At 72.2% G+C, this 15,935-nt stretch carries 15 protein-coding genes; 6 read left to right on the forward strand and 9 right to left on the reverse strand.

What is annotated here, in order from left to right:
• Window positions 1-17 precede the first annotated feature (17 nt).
• The gene (locus AMK18_RS30525; protein WP_073865334.1) at window positions 18-854 is read right to left on the reverse strand and encodes an SDR family oxidoreductase; all 837 of its coding nucleotides are present in this window, start codon (window positions 852-854) and stop codon (window positions 18-20) included.
• A gap of 168 nt (window positions 855-1,022) precedes the next feature.
• Between AMK18_RS30525 and AMK18_RS30530 the strand changes: the two genes are divergently transcribed.
• Window positions 1,023-1,388: a hypothetical protein gene (locus AMK18_RS30530; RefSeq protein ID WP_073865335.1), complete on the forward strand. Its 366-nt coding sequence runs from the start codon at window positions 1,023-1,025 to the stop codon at window positions 1,386-1,388.
• Between the two features lie 4 nt (window positions 1,389-1,392).
• Here AMK18_RS30530 and AMK18_RS30535 read toward each other — a convergent pair whose 3' ends face one another.
• Both AMK18_RS30535 and AMK18_RS30540 read right to left on the reverse strand, forming a co-directional pair.
• Window positions 1,393-1,677 carry a hypothetical protein gene (locus tag AMK18_RS30535; RefSeq protein WP_018103099.1) on the reverse strand — a complete coding sequence of 95 codons (285 nt, stop codon included), beginning with the start codon at window positions 1,675-1,677 and terminating at the stop codon, window positions 1,393-1,395.
• 192 nt (window positions 1,678-1,869) lie between these two features.
• Window positions 1,870-3,450: an amidase family protein gene (locus AMK18_RS30540; RefSeq protein WP_073865619.1), complete on the reverse strand. Its 1,581-nt coding sequence runs from the start codon at window positions 3,448-3,450 to the stop codon at window positions 1,870-1,872.
• Window positions 3,451-3,555: 105 nt separating this feature from the next.
• Here AMK18_RS30540 and AMK18_RS30545 point away from each other — a divergent pair, with 105 nt between their 5' ends.
• The gene (locus AMK18_RS30545) at window positions 3,556-4,257 is read left to right on the forward strand and encodes a bleomycin resistance protein (protein WP_073865336.1); all 702 of its coding nucleotides are present in this window, start codon (window positions 3,556-3,558) and stop codon (window positions 4,255-4,257) included.
• 23 nt (window positions 4,258-4,280) lie between these two features.
• Here AMK18_RS30545 and AMK18_RS30550 read toward each other — a convergent pair whose 3' ends face one another.
• Window positions 4,281-5,384: an NADAR family protein gene (locus AMK18_RS30550; protein WP_241836678.1), complete on the reverse strand. Its 1,104-nt coding sequence runs from the start codon at window positions 5,382-5,384 to the stop codon at window positions 4,281-4,283.
• A gap of 23 nt (window positions 5,385-5,407) precedes the next feature.
• The gene (locus tag AMK18_RS30555) at window positions 5,408-5,968 is read right to left on the reverse strand and encodes a hypothetical protein (RefSeq protein WP_073865338.1); all 561 of its coding nucleotides are present in this window, start codon (window positions 5,966-5,968) and stop codon (window positions 5,408-5,410) included.
• A 267-nt stretch (window positions 5,969-6,235) separates the two neighbouring features.
• Here AMK18_RS30555 and AMK18_RS30560 point away from each other — a divergent pair, with 267 nt between their 5' ends.
• Window positions 6,236-7,405, forward strand: a complete 1,170-nt coding sequence (locus tag AMK18_RS30560) for an aromatic ring-hydroxylating oxygenase subunit alpha (protein WP_073865339.1) — start codon at window positions 6,236-6,238, stop codon at window positions 7,403-7,405.
• Window positions 7,406-7,423: 18 nt separating this feature from the next.
• On the opposite strand, the gene AMK18_RS30565 is transcribed toward AMK18_RS30560, so the two are convergent.
• Window positions 7,424-8,092 (reverse strand): TetR/AcrR family transcriptional regulator, encoded by a 669-nt coding sequence (locus AMK18_RS30565; protein WP_073865620.1) that lies wholly within the window; start codon window positions 8,090-8,092, stop codon window positions 7,424-7,426.
• A 58-nt stretch (window positions 8,093-8,150) separates the two neighbouring features.
• Here AMK18_RS30565 and AMK18_RS30570 point away from each other — a divergent pair, with 58 nt between their 5' ends.
• Window positions 8,151-9,599, forward strand: a complete 1,449-nt coding sequence (locus AMK18_RS30570) for an MFS transporter (protein WP_198957117.1) — start codon at window positions 8,151-8,153, stop codon at window positions 9,597-9,599.
• A 93-nt stretch (window positions 9,600-9,692) separates the two neighbouring features.
• On the forward strand, window positions 9,693-10,010 hold the full coding sequence (locus tag AMK18_RS30575) for a DUF6234 family protein (protein WP_241836679.1): 318 nt from the start codon (window positions 9,693-9,695) through the stop codon (window positions 10,008-10,010).
• Between the two features lie 127 nt (window positions 10,011-10,137).
• On the opposite strand, the gene AMK18_RS30580 is transcribed toward AMK18_RS30575, so the two are convergent.
• The 3 genes from AMK18_RS30580 to AMK18_RS30595 all read right to left on the reverse strand — a co-directional run bounded on the left by AMK18_RS30580 (window position 10,138) and on the right by AMK18_RS30595 (window position 14,169).
• Window positions 10,138-11,409 carry a hypothetical protein gene (locus tag AMK18_RS30580; RefSeq protein ID WP_073865341.1) on the reverse strand — a complete coding sequence of 424 codons (1,272 nt, stop codon included), beginning with the start codon at window positions 11,407-11,409 and terminating at the stop codon, window positions 10,138-10,140.
• A gap of 226 nt (window positions 11,410-11,635) precedes the next feature.
• On the reverse strand, window positions 11,636-12,850 hold the full coding sequence (locus AMK18_RS30590) for a carboxylesterase family protein (RefSeq protein ID WP_073865343.1): 1,215 nt from the start codon (window positions 12,848-12,850) through the stop codon (window positions 11,636-11,638).
• Window positions 12,847-14,169, reverse strand: a complete 1,323-nt coding sequence (locus AMK18_RS30595) for an MFS transporter (protein ID WP_073865344.1) — start codon at window positions 14,167-14,169, stop codon at window positions 12,847-12,849. Before AMK18_RS30595 ends, AMK18_RS30590 begins: the two co-directional genes overlap by 4 nt.
• Window positions 14,170-14,424: 255 nt before the next feature.
• Between AMK18_RS30595 and AMK18_RS30600 the strand changes: the two genes are divergently transcribed.
• A complete protein-coding gene (locus AMK18_RS30600) occupies window positions 14,425-15,900 on the forward strand; it encodes a 2-hydroxymuconic semialdehyde dehydrogenase (protein ID WP_073865345.1) in 1,476 nt (491 codons plus the stop codon).
• Window positions 15,901-15,935 lie beyond the last annotated feature (35 nt).

The following is a 15,935-nucleotide window of genomic DNA, read 5'->3' on the forward strand; positions in this document are numbered from 1 at the left end:
GGCCGGCGTGGTCCTCGTCATGCCGGGTCCGCTGCGCTCAGGAACGCGCGGGCGCCCCGGAGCCGGGTGGTCAGCCTCCGCCGCGTGGCACGGCAGTCCAGTCGTACGTCGATCCCGTCGGGCAGTCCCGTATCGCGGCGGCGCGCGGAGGGCAGCCGCGCGGGATCGAGGCCGTCGCGGCGCGCGATGAGCTCGCCCAGCCCGTGGCGGCTGAGGGCGTCCGGCCCGGCGAGGTGGAAGACCCCGGCGGCATCGGAGCGGGTGATCTCCCACAGGGCGGCGGCCAGGTCGCTCACGTGCACGGGGCAGCGGACGTCATCGGTGAAGAGGGCGCCCTCGCGGGTCCCGTCGGCCAAGGCGTGCACCAACTGCTCGTGCTCGGAGCGGCCGTTGCCGATGATCAGCGAGGTCCGGGCGACGGCCGCGCCGGGGCAGATGAGGCGTACGGCCGTCTCGGCGGCGGCTTTGGCGGCCCCGTACGGAGTGAGCGGGTCCGGCAGGCAGGACTCGTCGTAGTGGGTGCGGCCCGCGCCGGAGAACACCGCGTCGCTGGAGACGTGCATCAGGCGGATGCCGCGTTCGGCCGCAGCCATAGCGAGCCGGATGCCGCCCTCGGCGGTGACCGCCCAGTCCGCCCCGCCGCTCGTCGCGTTGATCAAGGCGGTCGGGGCCACCGTGTCGAGGAGCCGTTCCAGCCGAAGCGGGGCGCGGAGGTCGAGGTGGTGCCAGGCCGCCCGGGCCGGGTCGCCGGGGCGGGAATGGTACGTGGCAGCCGGGGGTCCGTCCGAGGACGCGGCCCGGCGTACCAGCTCGGTGCCCAGCAGGCCGCTGCCGCCGATGATCAGCACAGTCATGCCGCCCTACGCTACGGGCAGCCCGTGCGCGGCCGTCGCCCACGCCCGTGCACCGAACCCGGCTTCCCGGCCCGATGGCTGGAAAGCGATCTTACGTATCTGGTTGAAGGCGCAAATAATCGAGTCCGCCCGCTCGAATCCCCCTCGAACGCAAAGGTGGCAGACACGATGAACCGTAACCACCGCAGGTACACCGGGGCCGCCGCCGCGGTCTGTGGAGCGGTCCTCGCGGTCGGCGCGGGCCTCGCCCAGCCCGCCGTCGCGCAGTCCCCGGGCGTCGTCTTCTACACCGGCGCGCACCAGACGGGCGAGGCGACGCCCGTGGACCTCACCAGCACCGGGTGCCACAACCTGGCCGCACCCTCGGCCTCCGCGCTCAACTACGCGGCTGTGGACGTCGACGTGTTCTTCAACGCCGACTGCCGTACCGGCGCCCCGGGGACCGACAGCGACCTGAGCTTCGCCCTGGGCAGCCTGCACACGGCGGACTTCCCGTACCAGGCGGTGAGTTACCGGGTCCGCCCCATGGGCTGACCGGTCAGCCGGCGCTCACCCAGGTCACGACGGCCAGCGTCAGCGGAACGGGGCACGCCACCGCAGCCAGCAGCAGCCAGCGCCGGGGCGGGGCCATGCGGCGTACCGGCGGCAGGAAGGCGAGTGCGACGAGCAGCGCGGCTCCGCCGGCCAGGCATGCGGCGTACCCCCCGAGGAACCCGCCGACCGCGGCCCCCGAGGCCGCGCCCCAGACGGAGATCATCAGGACCATGAAGGTCAGCCACGTCACCGACACGGCCGTGGCAGCGCCCAGCAGGGCGGTGGCCACGGCAACTCCGGGTCGCGCGGCGGAAGCCGGCCGGACGGGCGCCCACGGGGCGGGGGGCGTTGCTTGGGGTCGTGTGTTCATGAGGCGATGCTCTCCCGCAGCCGCCGGGGCCCTCATGAGCGTCGCTACTCACTCGGACGCACCAACGTACTCAGACCTGCCCCGTCCCGCGCGCCCCCGCCCCCGGTCGGTTCAACCGGTCGGCAGCGTCGGCAGGTACCGGGGCGCGTGCCGGCCGTCCAGCCGGTGTTCCACCGCCGCACCGAGGGACAGCAGGTCGGCGTCCTGGTGGTTGCCGGCCATGAGGAGCAGTCCGACCGGCAGTTCGCCCACGAATCCGGCGGGCACCGACAGTGAGGGGTAGCCGGCGACGGCCGCGGGCGTCGACGACGGGATCACGTCGTTGTCGCCCCGGCCGCAGTCGGTGGTCCACGCGGGCGGGTTCGCCGGGGAGGCGATCGCGTCCAGGCCGTGCTCGGTCATGACCTCGTCGATGGAGCGGCGGGACAGGTCCGCCAACTCGGCGCGCATCGCCAGGTATTCCGGGTCGGTGGTCGGCGGTGCGGCGAGGGCCTGCTCGAAGAGCTCCTGTCCGGCGAAGCAGGTCTGCTCCTGCGGGTGGGTCCGGTTGAACTCGATGAGCCCGGCCAGGTCGCGCGGCCCCTTCCTGGTCGCGAGATATGCGTCGATGTCCCGGTGGAACTCGCTCAGCAGGGCCGGGAATTCGAGTGCGGCCAGGCGGTCCTGGTACGGGAGGTCCACCTCCACGACCTCGGCGCCCGCGGCCCGCAGCCGCTCGGCGGTGCGCGTCATGAGGGCGTCCACCTCGGCACCGAGCACCGGCAGCCGCCACAGGCCGATCCGCTTGCCGCGCAGAGCACCGGGGCGCGCCGCCGCTTCCGCGAGGCCGGGGGCGGGGTCGCCGCCGCTGAGGACCGAGAGGGTGAGCGCGGTGTCGGTCACGTTCCGGGCCATGGGGCCGGCGGTGTCCTGTTCGGCGGAGATCGGGACAACGCCCGACTGGCTGACCACGCCGAGGCTCGGTTTGAGGCCGACGACGGCGTTCATCCCGGCGGGGCAGACGATGGAGCCGTCCGTCTCGGTGCCGATCGCCACCTGTGCCAGCGACGCGGCAAGGGCGGCGGCCGATCCGGCGGACGAGCCGCAGGGGTTGCGGTCCAGCACGTACGGGTTGCGGGTCTGGCCGCCCACCGCCGACCAGCCCGATGTCGGCTTGGCCGCACGGAAGTTGGCCCACTCGGACAGGTTGGCCTTGCCGAGGATCACCGCGCCGCCCGCGCGCAGCTTCGCGACCAGCTCCGCGTCGGTCGCCGGTGGCTTCCCGGCGAGGGCGAGGGAGCCTGCGGTCGTCGGCATGTCGCGGGTGTTCACGTTGTCCTTGAGCAGGACGGGGATGCCGTCGAGCGGACCGCGGGTCCGGCCGAGGCGGTGCCTGATGTCACTGGCCACCGCCTGCCCGAGGGCCGTGGGGCTGGTACGCAGGACCGCGTTGATCTTCGGGTCGACGGCCTCGATCCGCCGCAGGTAGGCGAGGGTGAGCCGGACCGAGGACAGCGATCCGCGGTCCATGCGGATCTGGAGCTCGGGGATGGTGACCGTGTCGAGGTCGATGCCGCCGACCAGCGTGGATTCGGCGGATCGCGCCGGGCCGCCGGGGCGAGGCTGAGCAGCTGCCTGCGGACCAGGTGCCACCGCGACCAACGGGGCCACGACCAGGATCGCGGTCAGGGCCGCCATGCTTCGCATCTTCATGGCGGACACCCCACTACACGCGGGCGGTACGGCACAAGAGGCCCTCATTTCGCGCGCGTCGGCGACACCCCACCCCAACTAATCAAATTTGGCTAGTCTGGATCCATGAGCGAAAAGACGATCCCGATCCTGCCGTGCCGGACCATCCGGCCCGTTCTCGACTTCTACGCCGCCCTCGGGTTCGAGGCGACGTTCCAGCAGACGAGCCCCAACCCGTACGCGGTCGTGGAACGGGGCGACATCCAGTTGCACTTCTTCGGGATGAAGCGCTACGAACCGGCCGCGTCGTACAGCACGTGCTACATCCGGACCGATGACGTCGACGGGTTGCACGCCGCCTTCCGGAACAGCCTCAAGGCCGCGTACGGCAGAATCCCGACGCGCGGGCTCCCCCGCATGGGACCGCTGAAGGACACCTCGTACGGCGCGAGGCAGTTCCTCGTCACCGATCCGGCCGGCAACTGCCTGCGCATCGGGCAGCAGACCGGCCAGGAGCAGCACCACCGGCCCGCCCCCGAGGAGACGTTCGCCCGGGCCCTGCATCACGCGTCGCTCTTCGCCGACTCGAAGAACGATCCGGCGGGCGCCGCGCGCATCATCGACCGGGTGCTGGGCCTGGCGGACGAGTCGCCCGCTCCCGTGCAGTTGCTGCGCCTCCTGGTGCTGCGTGCGGATGTCGCCGGCCGCCTCGGTGACGACGCGACCGCGACGTCCGCGCTCGCCCGGGCCGCCGCGCTCCAACTCAGCGCACAGGAGCGCGAGTCGGCGCACGACGACCTCGCACGTCTTCGGGAGCTACGGGACTGAGCCGTGGCCCGGCACACGGTGGATCAGGTCAGGAGCAGCTGCTGGGCGAGCAGTTCGGAGCGGGTCAGCTCCAGCAGCCGGCCCATCCAGTTCCGGCCCCGGTCGTCGGGGACGTCCCGCCAGAAGGGCGAGTCCTCGAAGCCGGTGTAGCTGATCCTGGCGTCCCCGGTGGCGAGCAGGACCTGGGCGAGTTCGGGGTGCTGGGTGAACTTGGCGCGCAGGAGCCCGGCCATGACCGCGAGCCGCACGTCGGGCCAGTCGCTCCGGCGCGCCGCCCGCCCGCCCAGTTCGTGCGCCTCACTGCCGGAGGCCGCGTCCCGGATCCTGCTCCTGTCGGAGGCATCGGCCGCGGACAGGGCCCAGTACCCGTGCTGTACGGAGGCGTAGGAGTCGCCCGCGAACTCGACGGGGGCGGGGTAGTCGTTGCGGAGCATGAACAGCCCGGCCTCGTCCGGCCATCCCTGCGGATAGACGGTTGCGTGGGAGACGAGCGCCGGCCGGCCGCGTTCCGCGGGGTCGTCGGCGTACCGGACGGCTTGCCGTTCCTGCTGGTCCTGGACGGCCTTGCTCACGCGGGCGAAGTAGTCCAGGGCGCCCTGGTGCATCTCCGCCGTCGCCACCGGGCCGTCGCCGTCGACGGCCTCGCCGATGTCCGTGAGCAGGATCCGCAAGGGCCGGTCCTGGAGGTCCATGTCGCCCAGGACATAGACCCGGAGGTGCGCGGGAACCGCCAGGTAGGCCGCGCGGAGAAGTTCCCGGGTCGGCTCGGTCGGCTGCTGCTCGTACTGCCGGATCGCATCCCAGCAGCGCTGCCCTGCAGTCGGCCGCCCGCTGAGTTCCTCGATGCGGTCGCCGACTTCCAGAACGAAGCCTTCCGGTGTCAGCGGTTCGCTGTACCGGGCCTCCCACTTCGAGGGCGGGGCGGGCGGCGGCGGAATCTCCGGATCGGTCACCGCCCAACGGCCCGTCTCCAGCTTCTTCGCGAGGCCGTCCAGATCCGTGCGTTCTCCGCAGGTGATCAGTCCGTCCGCGAAAACGGTCAGGTCATCGAGGTAGTACCCGCGACCCATCTGGTCCCGCCGCCAGATGTGGCACCAGACCCCGTCGATTCTTTCCCCATCCACCATCCGATATGTCGGTCCCCGCCATGTCATGGGCGCACGCTATCGCCTTCGGCGCGATCATGGAGACGACGTCGGTAGTAGTGCGCGGTGACGACCGCCAGGAGCGGTCCCCACGCCACAATCGGTGCGTAGCAGAGCGTCATCACCCACTCTCCCCACGGAGTGATCGCCATGTCGGAGTGCAGCGTCGTCCATACGAACAGCACGCCGTAGACCGTGCAGGCGAGAGCCCCCATCGCAGCCGGGACGACCGCGGCGGGTACGGGTATGCGGCGCCCCCGCAGGCCGGGGATCCACCGCGGCCACACCTCGCCCCACGGCCGTACCAGCCCCAGCGTCAGGTAGGCCAGAGCCTCCTGGAACACGGACAGCAGGGGCACGGCAAGGTATCCCCAGCCGGGAATGAGCATCGCGTCGTACTCCGAGTCGGCAAGCCCCAGCGGGACGCCGAGCATCACGGCGAACCGCCACAGCGCGGAGGGCAGGGACACCCACAGGACGGCGGCGGCCGTGCGACGCGCCCACGCGGGAACGGGCGCCGTGGTCACGGGTCGGGCGGGGGTGGTCGGCGGCGCGCTGCTGGTCATGCGGAGGCTCCTCGTTGGGCGGCCGATGGGCGACATCCGGAGGCTGTCACGCACCGCTACGCGCCCACATCCGTCCCGGTGGCGGAGTGGGTCCGCCGTCCGGCGCACCCACTGGGGGGACGGCGTCAGACCGTGGGCGCAGCGCTCCTCCACCGGCCGGGCGATCGCCGCGTCCCCGTCACTGGTCCGGACGCGCTTGACGGGGCAGCCGGGGCGGGCGCGGCCATCATGAGGTGGGCGGTGTGTCCCCATCTGTGAGGGAGAGGCATGAAGGAGACCGACGCGGGCGTGGTGCGGGCCGAGCTCTCCGGAGCGGTGGATCTGCGGCGCGTCGGTGCTGATCCGGACTACTGGTACCCGGTGGCGCTGACCCGGGAGGTGCGCGTCGGGAAGGTGGTCGCGGCCGTGTTCGCCGGTGAACGTCTCGCGCTGTACCGGGGGAAGAGCGGGGCCGTCCACGCGCTGGAGGACCGGTGTGCGCACCGGCAGGTTCCGCTGAGCATGGGCGTCGTGGAGGGTGAGGTGCTGCGGTGCCGCTATCACGCGTGGGCCTACCGCGGGGACGGGCGCATCTCGCAGATCCCGTATCTGACGAAGGAGGACCGCAGGCCGCCCCGGGGTGTGCGCGGCTATCCCGTGCGCGAGGCGTACGGCCTGGTCTTCGTCTTTCCCGGTGACCCCGACAAGGCGCAGGCCACCGCGCTGCCGGAGCTGCCCGCCTTCAGCTCGTCGCAGTACAAGACGCTGACGTACTCGCGGCTCGTGCGCTGCCACTACTCGTTCATGCACGAGAACCTGCTGGACATGAACCACCAGTTCCTGCACCAGGGTGTCGTCGGCCGGCTCCGTCCCGAACTCATCGGCCAGCACAGCGACGCCCGGTCGGTGGAGGCCAGGTATCTGTTCACGCACGCCGGAGGCAAGCGGAACGCCGGCGCGAGCGTGCTGGCGGCCGAGGGGATCTCGGGCGGCTCCCGCGACGTGATGACCATCCGCACCCAGTACCCGTACCAGACCCTCGACCTGGTGCCGGAGGGCGCCGACGAGCCGGTGTTCAGCCTCTGGGCGGCGTACGTGCCCGTGGGCGCGGACCAGCGCGCCTGCCATGTCTACGGCCTGCTCATGATCAAAAAGCCCCGTGTGCCCGGCGTGCTCACCGTGGCCGCGCCCCTCATCAGGCGCTTCACCGAGCGCATCTTCGCGCAGGACCGCATGGCGGTCCAGGCGGAGCAGCGGGCCTGGGACGAGCAGGGCGAGGACCGCAACCACGAGGTGTTCTCGCTGATCCTGGACGTGCGCGAAGCGCTGCGGTCCAACGGAGTCCCCCTGTCCGTCTCCGCGGGCCCGCGTGGCGCGGAGCCGTGTGCGGGTGCGATGGGGATCTGCGGGGGCGGGGATCCGGAACCTCTGCGAACGGACGCGGCGCCTGCGCGCTGAGGGCCCGTGGTCGGTCGGTCAGCGCCCGGCCAACAGCCCCTCCACCAGGGCCTTGAGGCCGTCCCGGTAGGTTTCCTCGGCCGTCAGTGGGGCCCAGCGGTCCGCCGCCTGCGCGAGGCGGGGCAGCTCGTCCGGGTCGAGACCGGAGAAGACTTCCTCCCGGTACGTCGCACGGTCGTCCTCGGCGCGCCGTCGGGCGGCCGTCCTCCGCACCACGATCTCCCCGGCGGTGTAGTACCAGATCGCGCGGTAGCCGTGCACGGCCTCGTCGAGTGAAAGACCGCCCTCGACCAGGCCGCTGACGATCTGTTCCACGAACCACAGCGCGCTCTTCGACATCAGGTCGTCGGCGGTCAGCACCTCCACGATCCAGGGGCAGGCGGCCAGCGCCTCGTGGATGGCGGTGGCGGCCGCGACGACCCGCTCGCGGGGGTCGGCGGGCAGTTCCGGGCGGTGCAGGGCGCGGACGGCGTAGTCGTCCAGCAGCAGGACGAGCAGCTCCTCCTTGTCCCGGACGTGGTGGTAGAGCGCCATGGGCGTACTGCCGACCTCCGTGGCCAGTCGCCGCATGGTCAGGCGGTGTACGCCCTCCTCCTCCACGATCCTGCGGGCCGTCCCGATGATCGCCTCGCGGGAGATACGGGGAGGTCGCCCCGGGGTTCTGCGTGATGCGGATGGCTGCGGCATGCCGCCCATCATTCCTCAGCCATCGACAACGGCGAACCCCGCCGCTATGTTTTCTTACATGTATAGAAACTCTCGCGGGCGGCCCGGTCTGGTGCTGGCGGCAGCCGCCGTCGCCCAGTTCGTCGTCGCCCTGGACATGTCCGTCGTCAATGTCGCCCTGCCCGCGATCCGCTCGGCGCTGGGATTCGCGCCGCTCGACCTGTCGTGGGTCGTGCACGTGTACGCGCTCACCTTCGGCGGGTTCCTGCTGCTGGGGGGCCGCGCCGCCGACCTGTACGGCCGGCGCCGGATGTTCGTGCTGGGGCTGACCGTCTTCGGCGTGTGCTCGCTGGCCGGCGGACTGGCACAGGCGCCCTGGCAGTTGATCGCCGCGCGGGCCGGTCAGGGCCTGGGGGCCGCCGTGGCCGCACCGGCCGCGCTGGCGATGCTCACCACCACGTTCACCGAAGGCCCGCAGCGGGTGCGGGCGTTGGGGGTGTGGAGCGCGGTGACCGCGGCGGGCGGTGCGCTGGGCGTGCTGGCCGGAGGGCTGCTGACCGAGTACGCGGGCTGGCGCTGGGTCATGCTGATCAACCTGCCCATCGTCGCGGCGGCTCTCGTGCTCGTCCCGGCGGGCGTTCCGGCCGATGTCCCGCCCGCCCGGCGCGAGCGGCTGGACACGCTGGGCGCCGTCCTGGCGACGGGCGGCATCGGGCTGCTGGTGCTGGGTGTCGTCCGCACCGACACCCTGGGCTGGGCCGCCCCGGTCACCTGGGCGACGCTCGCCGCCGCAGCGCTGCTGCTGGGTGCCTTCGTCTTCGCCGAGGCGAGGGTGGCCGCGCCGCTGCTGCGGCTCGGTCTGCTGCGCAGCCGATGGGTGTCCGGCGCGAACGTGCTGGTGTTCCTGGCGGCGGCCGGGCAGTTCGCCGCGTTCTACTTCGTGTCCCTGTACATGCAGCAGGTGCTCGGCATGGGGGCCGCGGCGACCGGCGCCGCGTTCCTGCCCTTCTCGCTGGGCCTGGTCGCGGGAACCGTCGTCGCCACCCGGCTGACCTCGTCCCGTACGCCCCGGGTGGCTCTGGTGCCCGGCGCCCTGCTGGCCGCGGCGGGCCTGGCCTGGTTCGCTCTCATCAGCCCCGGAGGCAGCTTCCTGGCGGACGTGCTCGGCCCGTCCCTCGTCACCAGCGTCGGCGCCGGGCTGGTCCTGGCCCCGGTCGCCGCCGCCGCGACGACGGGCGTCGCCCCGCACGAGGCCGGTATGGCCTCCGGCCTGATGAACAGCTCACGCCAACTCGGCGGCTGCATCGGCCTGGCCGCGCTGGCCACCGCGGCCGCGCACCACACCGGCCCGGCCGCCGATGCCGCCGCGCTCAACGACGGCTACGCCCTGGGCCTGTCCATCGCCGCCGCGATCTTCGCCCTCGCGGCAGCGGTGGCCATCGGCGTACTCCCGCGCCGCCGGACGGTGGGAACTGTCCGGCCGTCCGGCGACACCACGGAGAACCAGCTGGAGGGAAACCCCTCGTGACACCTCCTGAGTAGCCGTACTCATGTGCGATGCGGTGTCGCACGGGCACGATGTGCCGGGGGTCCGCAAGGGGCTGGGGTCGGGTGGGAAGTGGTGCGCGTGCGGTATGGCGAGCCGTCAAAGGGCTTTCAGGTCGCGGCCGGATGCGTATGGCTCATCGTGGACGTGGTCCTGATCGGCTATCTGCTGTTCCGCTACGGGATGACGGGGTGGTCGGACGGCTACGACGACCCCGTCAACGCTCCTGCCGCCCCTGCGGAGGCGCGACGCGCTGCGTGGATCGTCCTGGGCACCGCAGTCGTGAGTGGCGGCTTCCTCCTCCTTCGGCGCTACTGGGTCGCCGCCGTCCTACAGCTCCTCCTCACAGGTGCCGCAGCGGGGATGTTCGCCTTGCTCGCCGGGCACCGATAGGGACGGCACACCTACGAGCACGCCGGGGGCCGCTCCGGAGGGCGGACCGGTACCGGAGTCCGGCGACGCGAACGGCCCCGCGCCGGACCGTGTGGTCCGCTGCGGGGCCGTATGCGGTGACCGGGGTTCAGACTCCCGTCAGGTTGTACGTGCTCGTGCCGTCCTGCCTGCCGCTGGAGTACTGGCGGATGAACTCGCCGTCCGCGTAGCGGTCGTGGCCCATCATGGAGCCGGTGTACTTGTTCTGCACGCCGATCGCGGAGCTGCCGGGTACGTCGCGGTAGATGTAGAAGCGCTGGAGGTCGTCCTCCGTGCAGGAGGCCGTCGTCAGGATGGCGCGTTCGGAGGCCTCCGGTTCGGCGATGGTCGCGCAGCCGCCGTTGCCCCAGTTCCACAGCGTCGCTTCGAGGACGCCGCCGGTCTCCGTCACGTTGCACAGGCGCCAGTTGTCGAGGTGGGCGCTGAAGATGGAGGAGGGCCGCAGCCGCACGCCGTCGTCCGCGAGGAGCGGCGCGCCCCAGGACAGGGGCTTGCCGGGTACCTCGATCTTGTACACGGGTGACTGGCAGTCGAGCGCGGCCTGCGCGGCGGCCACGGGACGCTCGGCCGGAGCCGCGGGCTGCGCGGCGCGCTTCTGGTGCTGCTCAGCCGTCGGTGCGACCGCGCCCGCCGGGTGCGCCGCCTTCGCGGTGGGCGAGCCGCAGTCGAGGAGGCTCTGTGCCTTGGCCATGATGCTCCCTGCGGGAACCTGGTCCTGGCAGCGCACGGCGCCCTCTTCGAGGGTGGTGTACGTGGTGAAGGCACCGCTGCCGGGGCCCTCGGCCCACCGCAGCGCCCAGCTGCCGTCGGACTGCTGGGCCCGGTTGCAGTTGAGGCTTCCGTAGGTGCCGGTGACCTTCTTGGTGCCCTTGTAGACGCCGTAGTAGCCGGGCTGGTTGAAGCTCCAGGTCACCGCGTTCGACTCGGTGCTCGTGGTGGCGGACTCCATCTTCACGGTCAGGTCCACGGTGACGCCCACCTTGCTGAGGGCGTCGGCGGCGAAGCTCGCCTCGATCTTGTCGTCGAGGCCGACGGAGACCGTGATGGTGGTCGCCGTGGTGGTGGTGACGGCTTGTTCGCCGGTGGTGCCCTCGGTGACGTACCAGCCCTTGAAGTGGGTGATCGTCGGGGAGACTTCGGTGCTCTTGATGTACGGGTGACGGGTGCCGAGGTCGGCCGTCGTACAGGCGTCGCCGGGCTGGGGCGAGCTCGCTCCGGCGGGTGCCGCGACGGCCGGTGCGGTGACCGGTGCGGCGGCCGCGGGGCCGATCGCGGTGAGCGCCAGGGTCGTCGCCGTGGCGGTCACCGCGACGAGCACACCGGCGGCGCGGCTGCCGGAGCGTAAGCGTATGGCTCGCATCGTTACGTGTTCCCCCTCAGATGTACGGGTCAGGTCGGGGTGAATGTATCGGCCACGGGAGTTGCGGTGTGAGGGCGTAACTGGCCAGAGACACGCCCTGAGCGGCCGGAACCCCCGGGGTCAGACCGCCTCGCTCCGGGGCTCCGGCGCCGCCTCCACCGCCGCGACCACGCTGCCGGTGCTCATCCCCCAGCGCGACGACCGGCTCGCCGTCCTGTCGGCCTCGTCAGCGCTGTAGCGCCACGAGTGGTGCGGGCAGCGGCCCCGGGTCGCCGGTGCGCGCGAAGGCCGCCCAGGCCGCGCGCATCGCCCGGCCCACCGCGTCCACCTCCGCCCGGCCGAGGCCACCGAGCATCGGGGCGTGCCGCCAGGCGTGGGCCGTCCCCAGGAGCAGCGGGATCTCCACGCAGTGCGTGGCGCCGTGGGGCGAACCGGCGGGCCGCCAGTCCAGTCGGTAGCCGTGGACGCGGGCGCCGTGGGCTTCCAGCCGCGCGTGCAGGTCCCGCAGGGGCTCCTCGTAGAGGCGCCGGGTGCGTTCGGCGACGCTGCCCGTGTCGGACGGGCCCTCGGGGAAGGCGGACATGTCGTCGGCGTTCCACCCGTACAGCACGTCCGGGGCGGGGCCGGTGAAGGGCGCGTCCCCGGTACCGGCGGGCAGGGGTGCGACGCCGGCGACCGGGCCGAAGGGCGGGGCCAGGAAGCTGCCGGTCAGCCGCTGGTAACCGGCAGCGGTGCGTGCCTGGGCGGCGAGCAGGTCCGCCACCGGGGCGGTGCGGGGGTCGGCGCCGAGCGCGGCGGCGAAGTGCCTTCCGGTCTCGCGGGCCTCGGCCGGGGCGCGGGTGGCGATGGACAGGGGCGGGCTCTGGAGGATCACCCGGTCGAAGAGCTCGCGGGCCTCGGGGACGCGGAGGAGCAGCAGGGCGGACAGGGCTCCGGCGGACTGCCCGAAGACGGTGACGTTATGGGGGTCGCCGCCGTGGTCCGCGATGTGCGCCCGGACCCAGCGCAGCGCCTCGATCTGGTCGTACAGGCCGAGGTTGCCCTCGCTGACCCCGTCCCGGAGGAGGTAGCCGAGGGCGCCGAGCCGGTAGTTCGCGCCGACCACGACGACGTCCTGCTCGGCGGCGAGGGCTGTGCCGTCGTACCAGTCGAGGATGCCGGCGCCGCTGCTGAAACCGCCGCCGTGGAACCAGACGAGGACGGGGCGGCCCGTCGTCGTCGGGGCAGCGGGTGCGGTGACGGTGAGGTGGAGGCAGTCCTCACTCTGCGGATGTCTGCCGGGTGGCGGGCCCATCAGCGCTTCCAGGCGGGAGGGTGGCTGAGGACAGACCGCGCCGGACTGCTGGGTGGTGTCCTCGGCCGTCACGGGGCGCGGCCGGGCGAAGCGGGGCGCTGTGGCGTAACGGAGGGGGCCGGTGCGGACCGTCCGGGGGGTGTTCATGCCTTGCCTGCCGTTTCGGGGACGAGTGGGGCCCGTTCCACAGGAGTCTCGGGAACCATCCGGAACAGCGCCACCGCACCGACGAGGCTGAGGGCGCACATGCCCACGAGATACCAGGTCACACCGGTCGAGGAGCTGCCGCCGCCGAGGAGCGCGCTGGAGATCATGGGGGCCAGGCCGCCGCCGAGGACCGCGCCGATCTGGAGGACCAGCGAGGTGCCGGAGTACCGCACCCGGACGGGGAAGGTGTCGGCGATGATGGCGCCCTGGACGCAGTGGGTCACCGGGATGATCAGGCCCATCCCGGCGAGCGCGAGCAGGGCGGACGCCCGGTTGCCGGTGTCGAGCAGAGGGAAGAACACCGCGCACCACAGCAGGATGGCGACGGAGCCAGCGATGAAGAGCGTGCGGCGCCCCTTGCGGTCGGCGATCCTCGTCCACACCGGGATGGACACGAACCACAGCACGGCGGCCCCGCTCACCCCGAGGACGAGGAACTGCTGGTCGAAGCCGAGGTGTTTGGCGCCGTAGGACAGCGTGAAGACCATGAACACGTACGCGACCGCGGAGTTCGCCACCACGGCGAGCAGGGTGACCGCAAGCCGGGGCAGTCCGGCTTTCAGCGCGTCGGCCAGCGGGAAGCGGACCACCTCGTCCTCCTGGCGGGCCCGGTCGAAGGACGGCGATTCGGTGACGCGCAGCCGTACGACCAGTCCGACGCCGACCAGGACGAAGCTCAGCAGGAACGGGACGCGCCACGCCCAGGCGGTGAACGTGGCGTGTCCGGCGAGCGAGTTGGTGGCCAGGAAGATGAGGTTCGCCAGCACCAGGCCCGCGGGGGTGCCCATCTGCGGGAAGCCCGCGTACAGGTTGCGCCGTCCCTCGGGGGCGTGCTCCATCGACATCAGGGTGGCGCCGGCGCCCTCGCCGCCGAGGCCGATGCCCTGGACGACGCGGAGGAGGACCAGGAGGACCGGGGCCCACAGGCCGATGGAGTCGTAGCTCGGGACGGCGCCGATGAGGGTGGAGCCGAGCCCCATCATCACCAGGGAGACCACCAGCGTGGAGCGGCGTCCGAGGCGGTCGCCGAAGTGGCCGAAGACAAGGCCGCCGAGGGGCCTGGCGACGAAGCCGACCGCGAGCGTGGAGAAGGCCGCGAGGGTGCCGGCCGCGGGGCTCAGGGACGGGAAGAACTGCTTGTCGAAGATGAGTGCGGCGGCCGTGCCGTACAGGAAGAAGTCGTACCACTCCAATGTGGTTCCGAGAAGGGTGGCAAGCGCAGTCCTGCTCGCGCCCTTGGGACGGTCCGCGTCGCTCATGGAACACCTCGTCTGCTGGGGAAGGCGGGGAAGCCCCGCGCTTTCGGTGGATCCTGGGTCCCTGGGCAGAGGGGAACAAATGCCGTTTCGTCCCGCCGCTATAGCGGGACGGGTATACCGGGCGACGGAACCCGTCCTCCCCGCCGCCCGCTCCCCGGGGGAAACGCCTGGCCGCCGGTGACATACCGAAGTCGGCATAGCTGAGCGCCGAATCGTCATTTGTGGTCATGGCCGCGTGATCCCAGGGTGTGAGTCATGACGGCACAGACTTCGCGGTGGATCCGCAACTTCGTGGACGGGCGTTTCATCGACCCGGATGACGGCGGCAGGAGTTTCGAGGCGACGGACCCGGCCACCGGCCGCGTGCACTCCCTCGTCCACGAGGCCGGTGCGCCCCTGGTCGACCGGGCCGTCACGGCTGCGCGGAGGGCGCTCGGGCCCTGGTCGGCGACGCCCGTACGGGAGCGCACCGAGGTCCTGCGCAGGGCGGCCGCCCTGATCGAGGCCCGGTTCGAGGAGTTCGTGGCCGCCGAGGTGGCCGACACCGGCAAGCCCGTGACCCTGGCCCGCGACCTGGACGTGGCCAGGGCCGTTTCCAACTTCCGTACGTTCGCCGATGTCGTCGCGGCCGCCGGGCAGGAGTCCTTCCTGACCGATCTGCCGGGCGGTCGGCAGGCCCTCAACTACGCGGTGCGCAAGCCCCTCGGGGTGGTCGCGGTCATCGTTCCCTGGAACCTGCCGCTGCTGCTGCTCACCTGGAAGGTCGCCCCGGCCCTCGCCTGCGGCAACACCGTCGTGGTCAAGCCCAGCGAGGAGACGCCCGGCACCGCGACCCTCCTGGCGGAAGTGCTCGCCGAGGCAGGTCTCCCGGCCGGCGCCTACAACGTGGTGCACGGCTTCGGGGGCGGCTCGGCCGGGGAGTACGTCACCACGCACCCCGGGATCGACGGCGTCACCTTCACCGGGTCCACGGCGACCGGCGCGCAGGTGATGAAGACCGTGGCACCGCGCGTGCGCCCCGTCTCCTTCGAGCTCGGCGGCAAGAACGCCGCGCTGGTCTTCGCGGACGCGGACATCGAGGAGACGCTGGACGGCCTGACCCGGTCGGTGTTCGCCAACACCGGCCAGGTGTGCCTGTGCACCGAGCGGGTCTACGTGCACCGCTCGGTCTTCGCGGACATCGCCGACAGCCTGGTCGAGCGAGCCCGTTCACTGCGCCTGGGCAGCCCGCTGGACCCGGCGACCACGACGGGGCCGCTGATCTCGCAGGCACACCGGGAGAAGGTGCGCGGCTACCTGGACCTGGCCGGACAGCTGGGCGCGAAGACCCTCACCGGGGGCGGCACGCCCGGCCTCGGCGAGGAACTGGACGGCGGTTCGTGGATCGAGCCGACGCTGTGGACGGGGCTGACGAACGCCGACCGCCCGGTGCGCGAGGAGATCTTCGGGCCGGTCGCGGCGCTGATCCCGTTCGACACGGAGGAGGAGGCCGTCGGTCTGGCCAACGACACGGAGTACGGCCTCGCCGCCTCCGTGTGGACCCGGGATCTGCGGCGCGGGCACCGCGTGGCCCAGGCGATGAACGTCGGCATGTCCTGGGTCAACACCTGGTTCCTGCGCGACCTGCGCTCGCCCTTCGGCGGCGTCGGCCTCTCCGGGCTGGGCCGCGAGGGAGGCGCCTCGTCCCTGCACTTCTACACCGAGCCGACCAACGTGTGCGTCCAGCTGTGACGCTCGGTCCCGCTCCGGCTTCCCCGCATCCGACC

It is taken from the genome of Streptomyces sp. CB01249 (genome assembly GCF_001905735.1).
Lineage (GTDB): Bacteria > Actinomycetota > Actinomycetes > Streptomycetales > Streptomycetaceae > Streptomyces.

Bases quoted from the DNA above. Each gene is read 5' to 3' on its own strand.
- AMK18_RS30580 (WP_073865341.1), bottom strand. From the start codon at position 11,409: ATGCGAGCCATACGCTTACGCTCCGGCAGCCGCGCCGCCGGTGTGCTC.
- AMK18_RS30595 (WP_073865344.1), bottom strand. From the start codon at position 14,169: ATGAGCGACGCGGACCGTCCCAAGGGCGCGAGCAGGACTGCGCTTGCC.
- AMK18_RS30550 (WP_241836678.1), bottom strand. From the start codon at position 5,384: ATGGTGGATGGGGAAAGAATCGACGGGGTCTGGTGCCACATCTGGCGG.
- AMK18_RS30555 (WP_073865338.1), bottom strand. From the start codon at position 5,968: ATGACCAGCAGCGCGCCGCCGACCACCCCCGCCCGACCCGTGACCACG.
- AMK18_RS30600 (WP_073865345.1), top strand. From the start codon at position 14,425: ATGACGGCACAGACTTCGCGGTGGATCCGCAACTTCGTGGACGGGCGT.
- AMK18_RS30540 (WP_073865619.1), bottom strand. From the start codon at position 3,450: ATGAAGATGCGAAGCATGGCGGCCCTGACCGCGATCCTGGTCGTGGCC.
- AMK18_RS30560 (WP_073865339.1), top strand. From the start codon at position 6,236: ATGAAGGAGACCGACGCGGGCGTGGTGCGGGCCGAGCTCTCCGGAGCG.
- AMK18_RS30530 (WP_073865335.1), top strand. From the start codon at position 1,023: ATGAACCGTAACCACCGCAGGTACACCGGGGCCGCCGCCGCGGTCTGT.
- AMK18_RS30590 (WP_073865343.1), bottom strand. From the start codon at position 12,850: ATGAACACCCCCCGGACGGTCCGCACCGGCCCCCTCCGTTACGCCACA.
- AMK18_RS30570 (WP_198957117.1), top strand. From the start codon at position 8,151: ATGTATAGAAACTCTCGCGGGCGGCCCGGTCTGGTGCTGGCGGCAGCC.
- AMK18_RS30525 (WP_073865334.1), bottom strand. From the start codon at position 854: ATGACTGTGCTGATCATCGGCGGCAGCGGCCTGCTGGGCACCGAGCTG.
- AMK18_RS30545 (WP_073865336.1), top strand. From the start codon at position 3,556: ATGAGCGAAAAGACGATCCCGATCCTGCCGTGCCGGACCATCCGGCCC.
- AMK18_RS30565 (WP_073865620.1), bottom strand. From the start codon at position 8,092: ATGCCGCAGCCATCCGCATCACGCAGAACCCCGGGGCGACCTCCCCGT.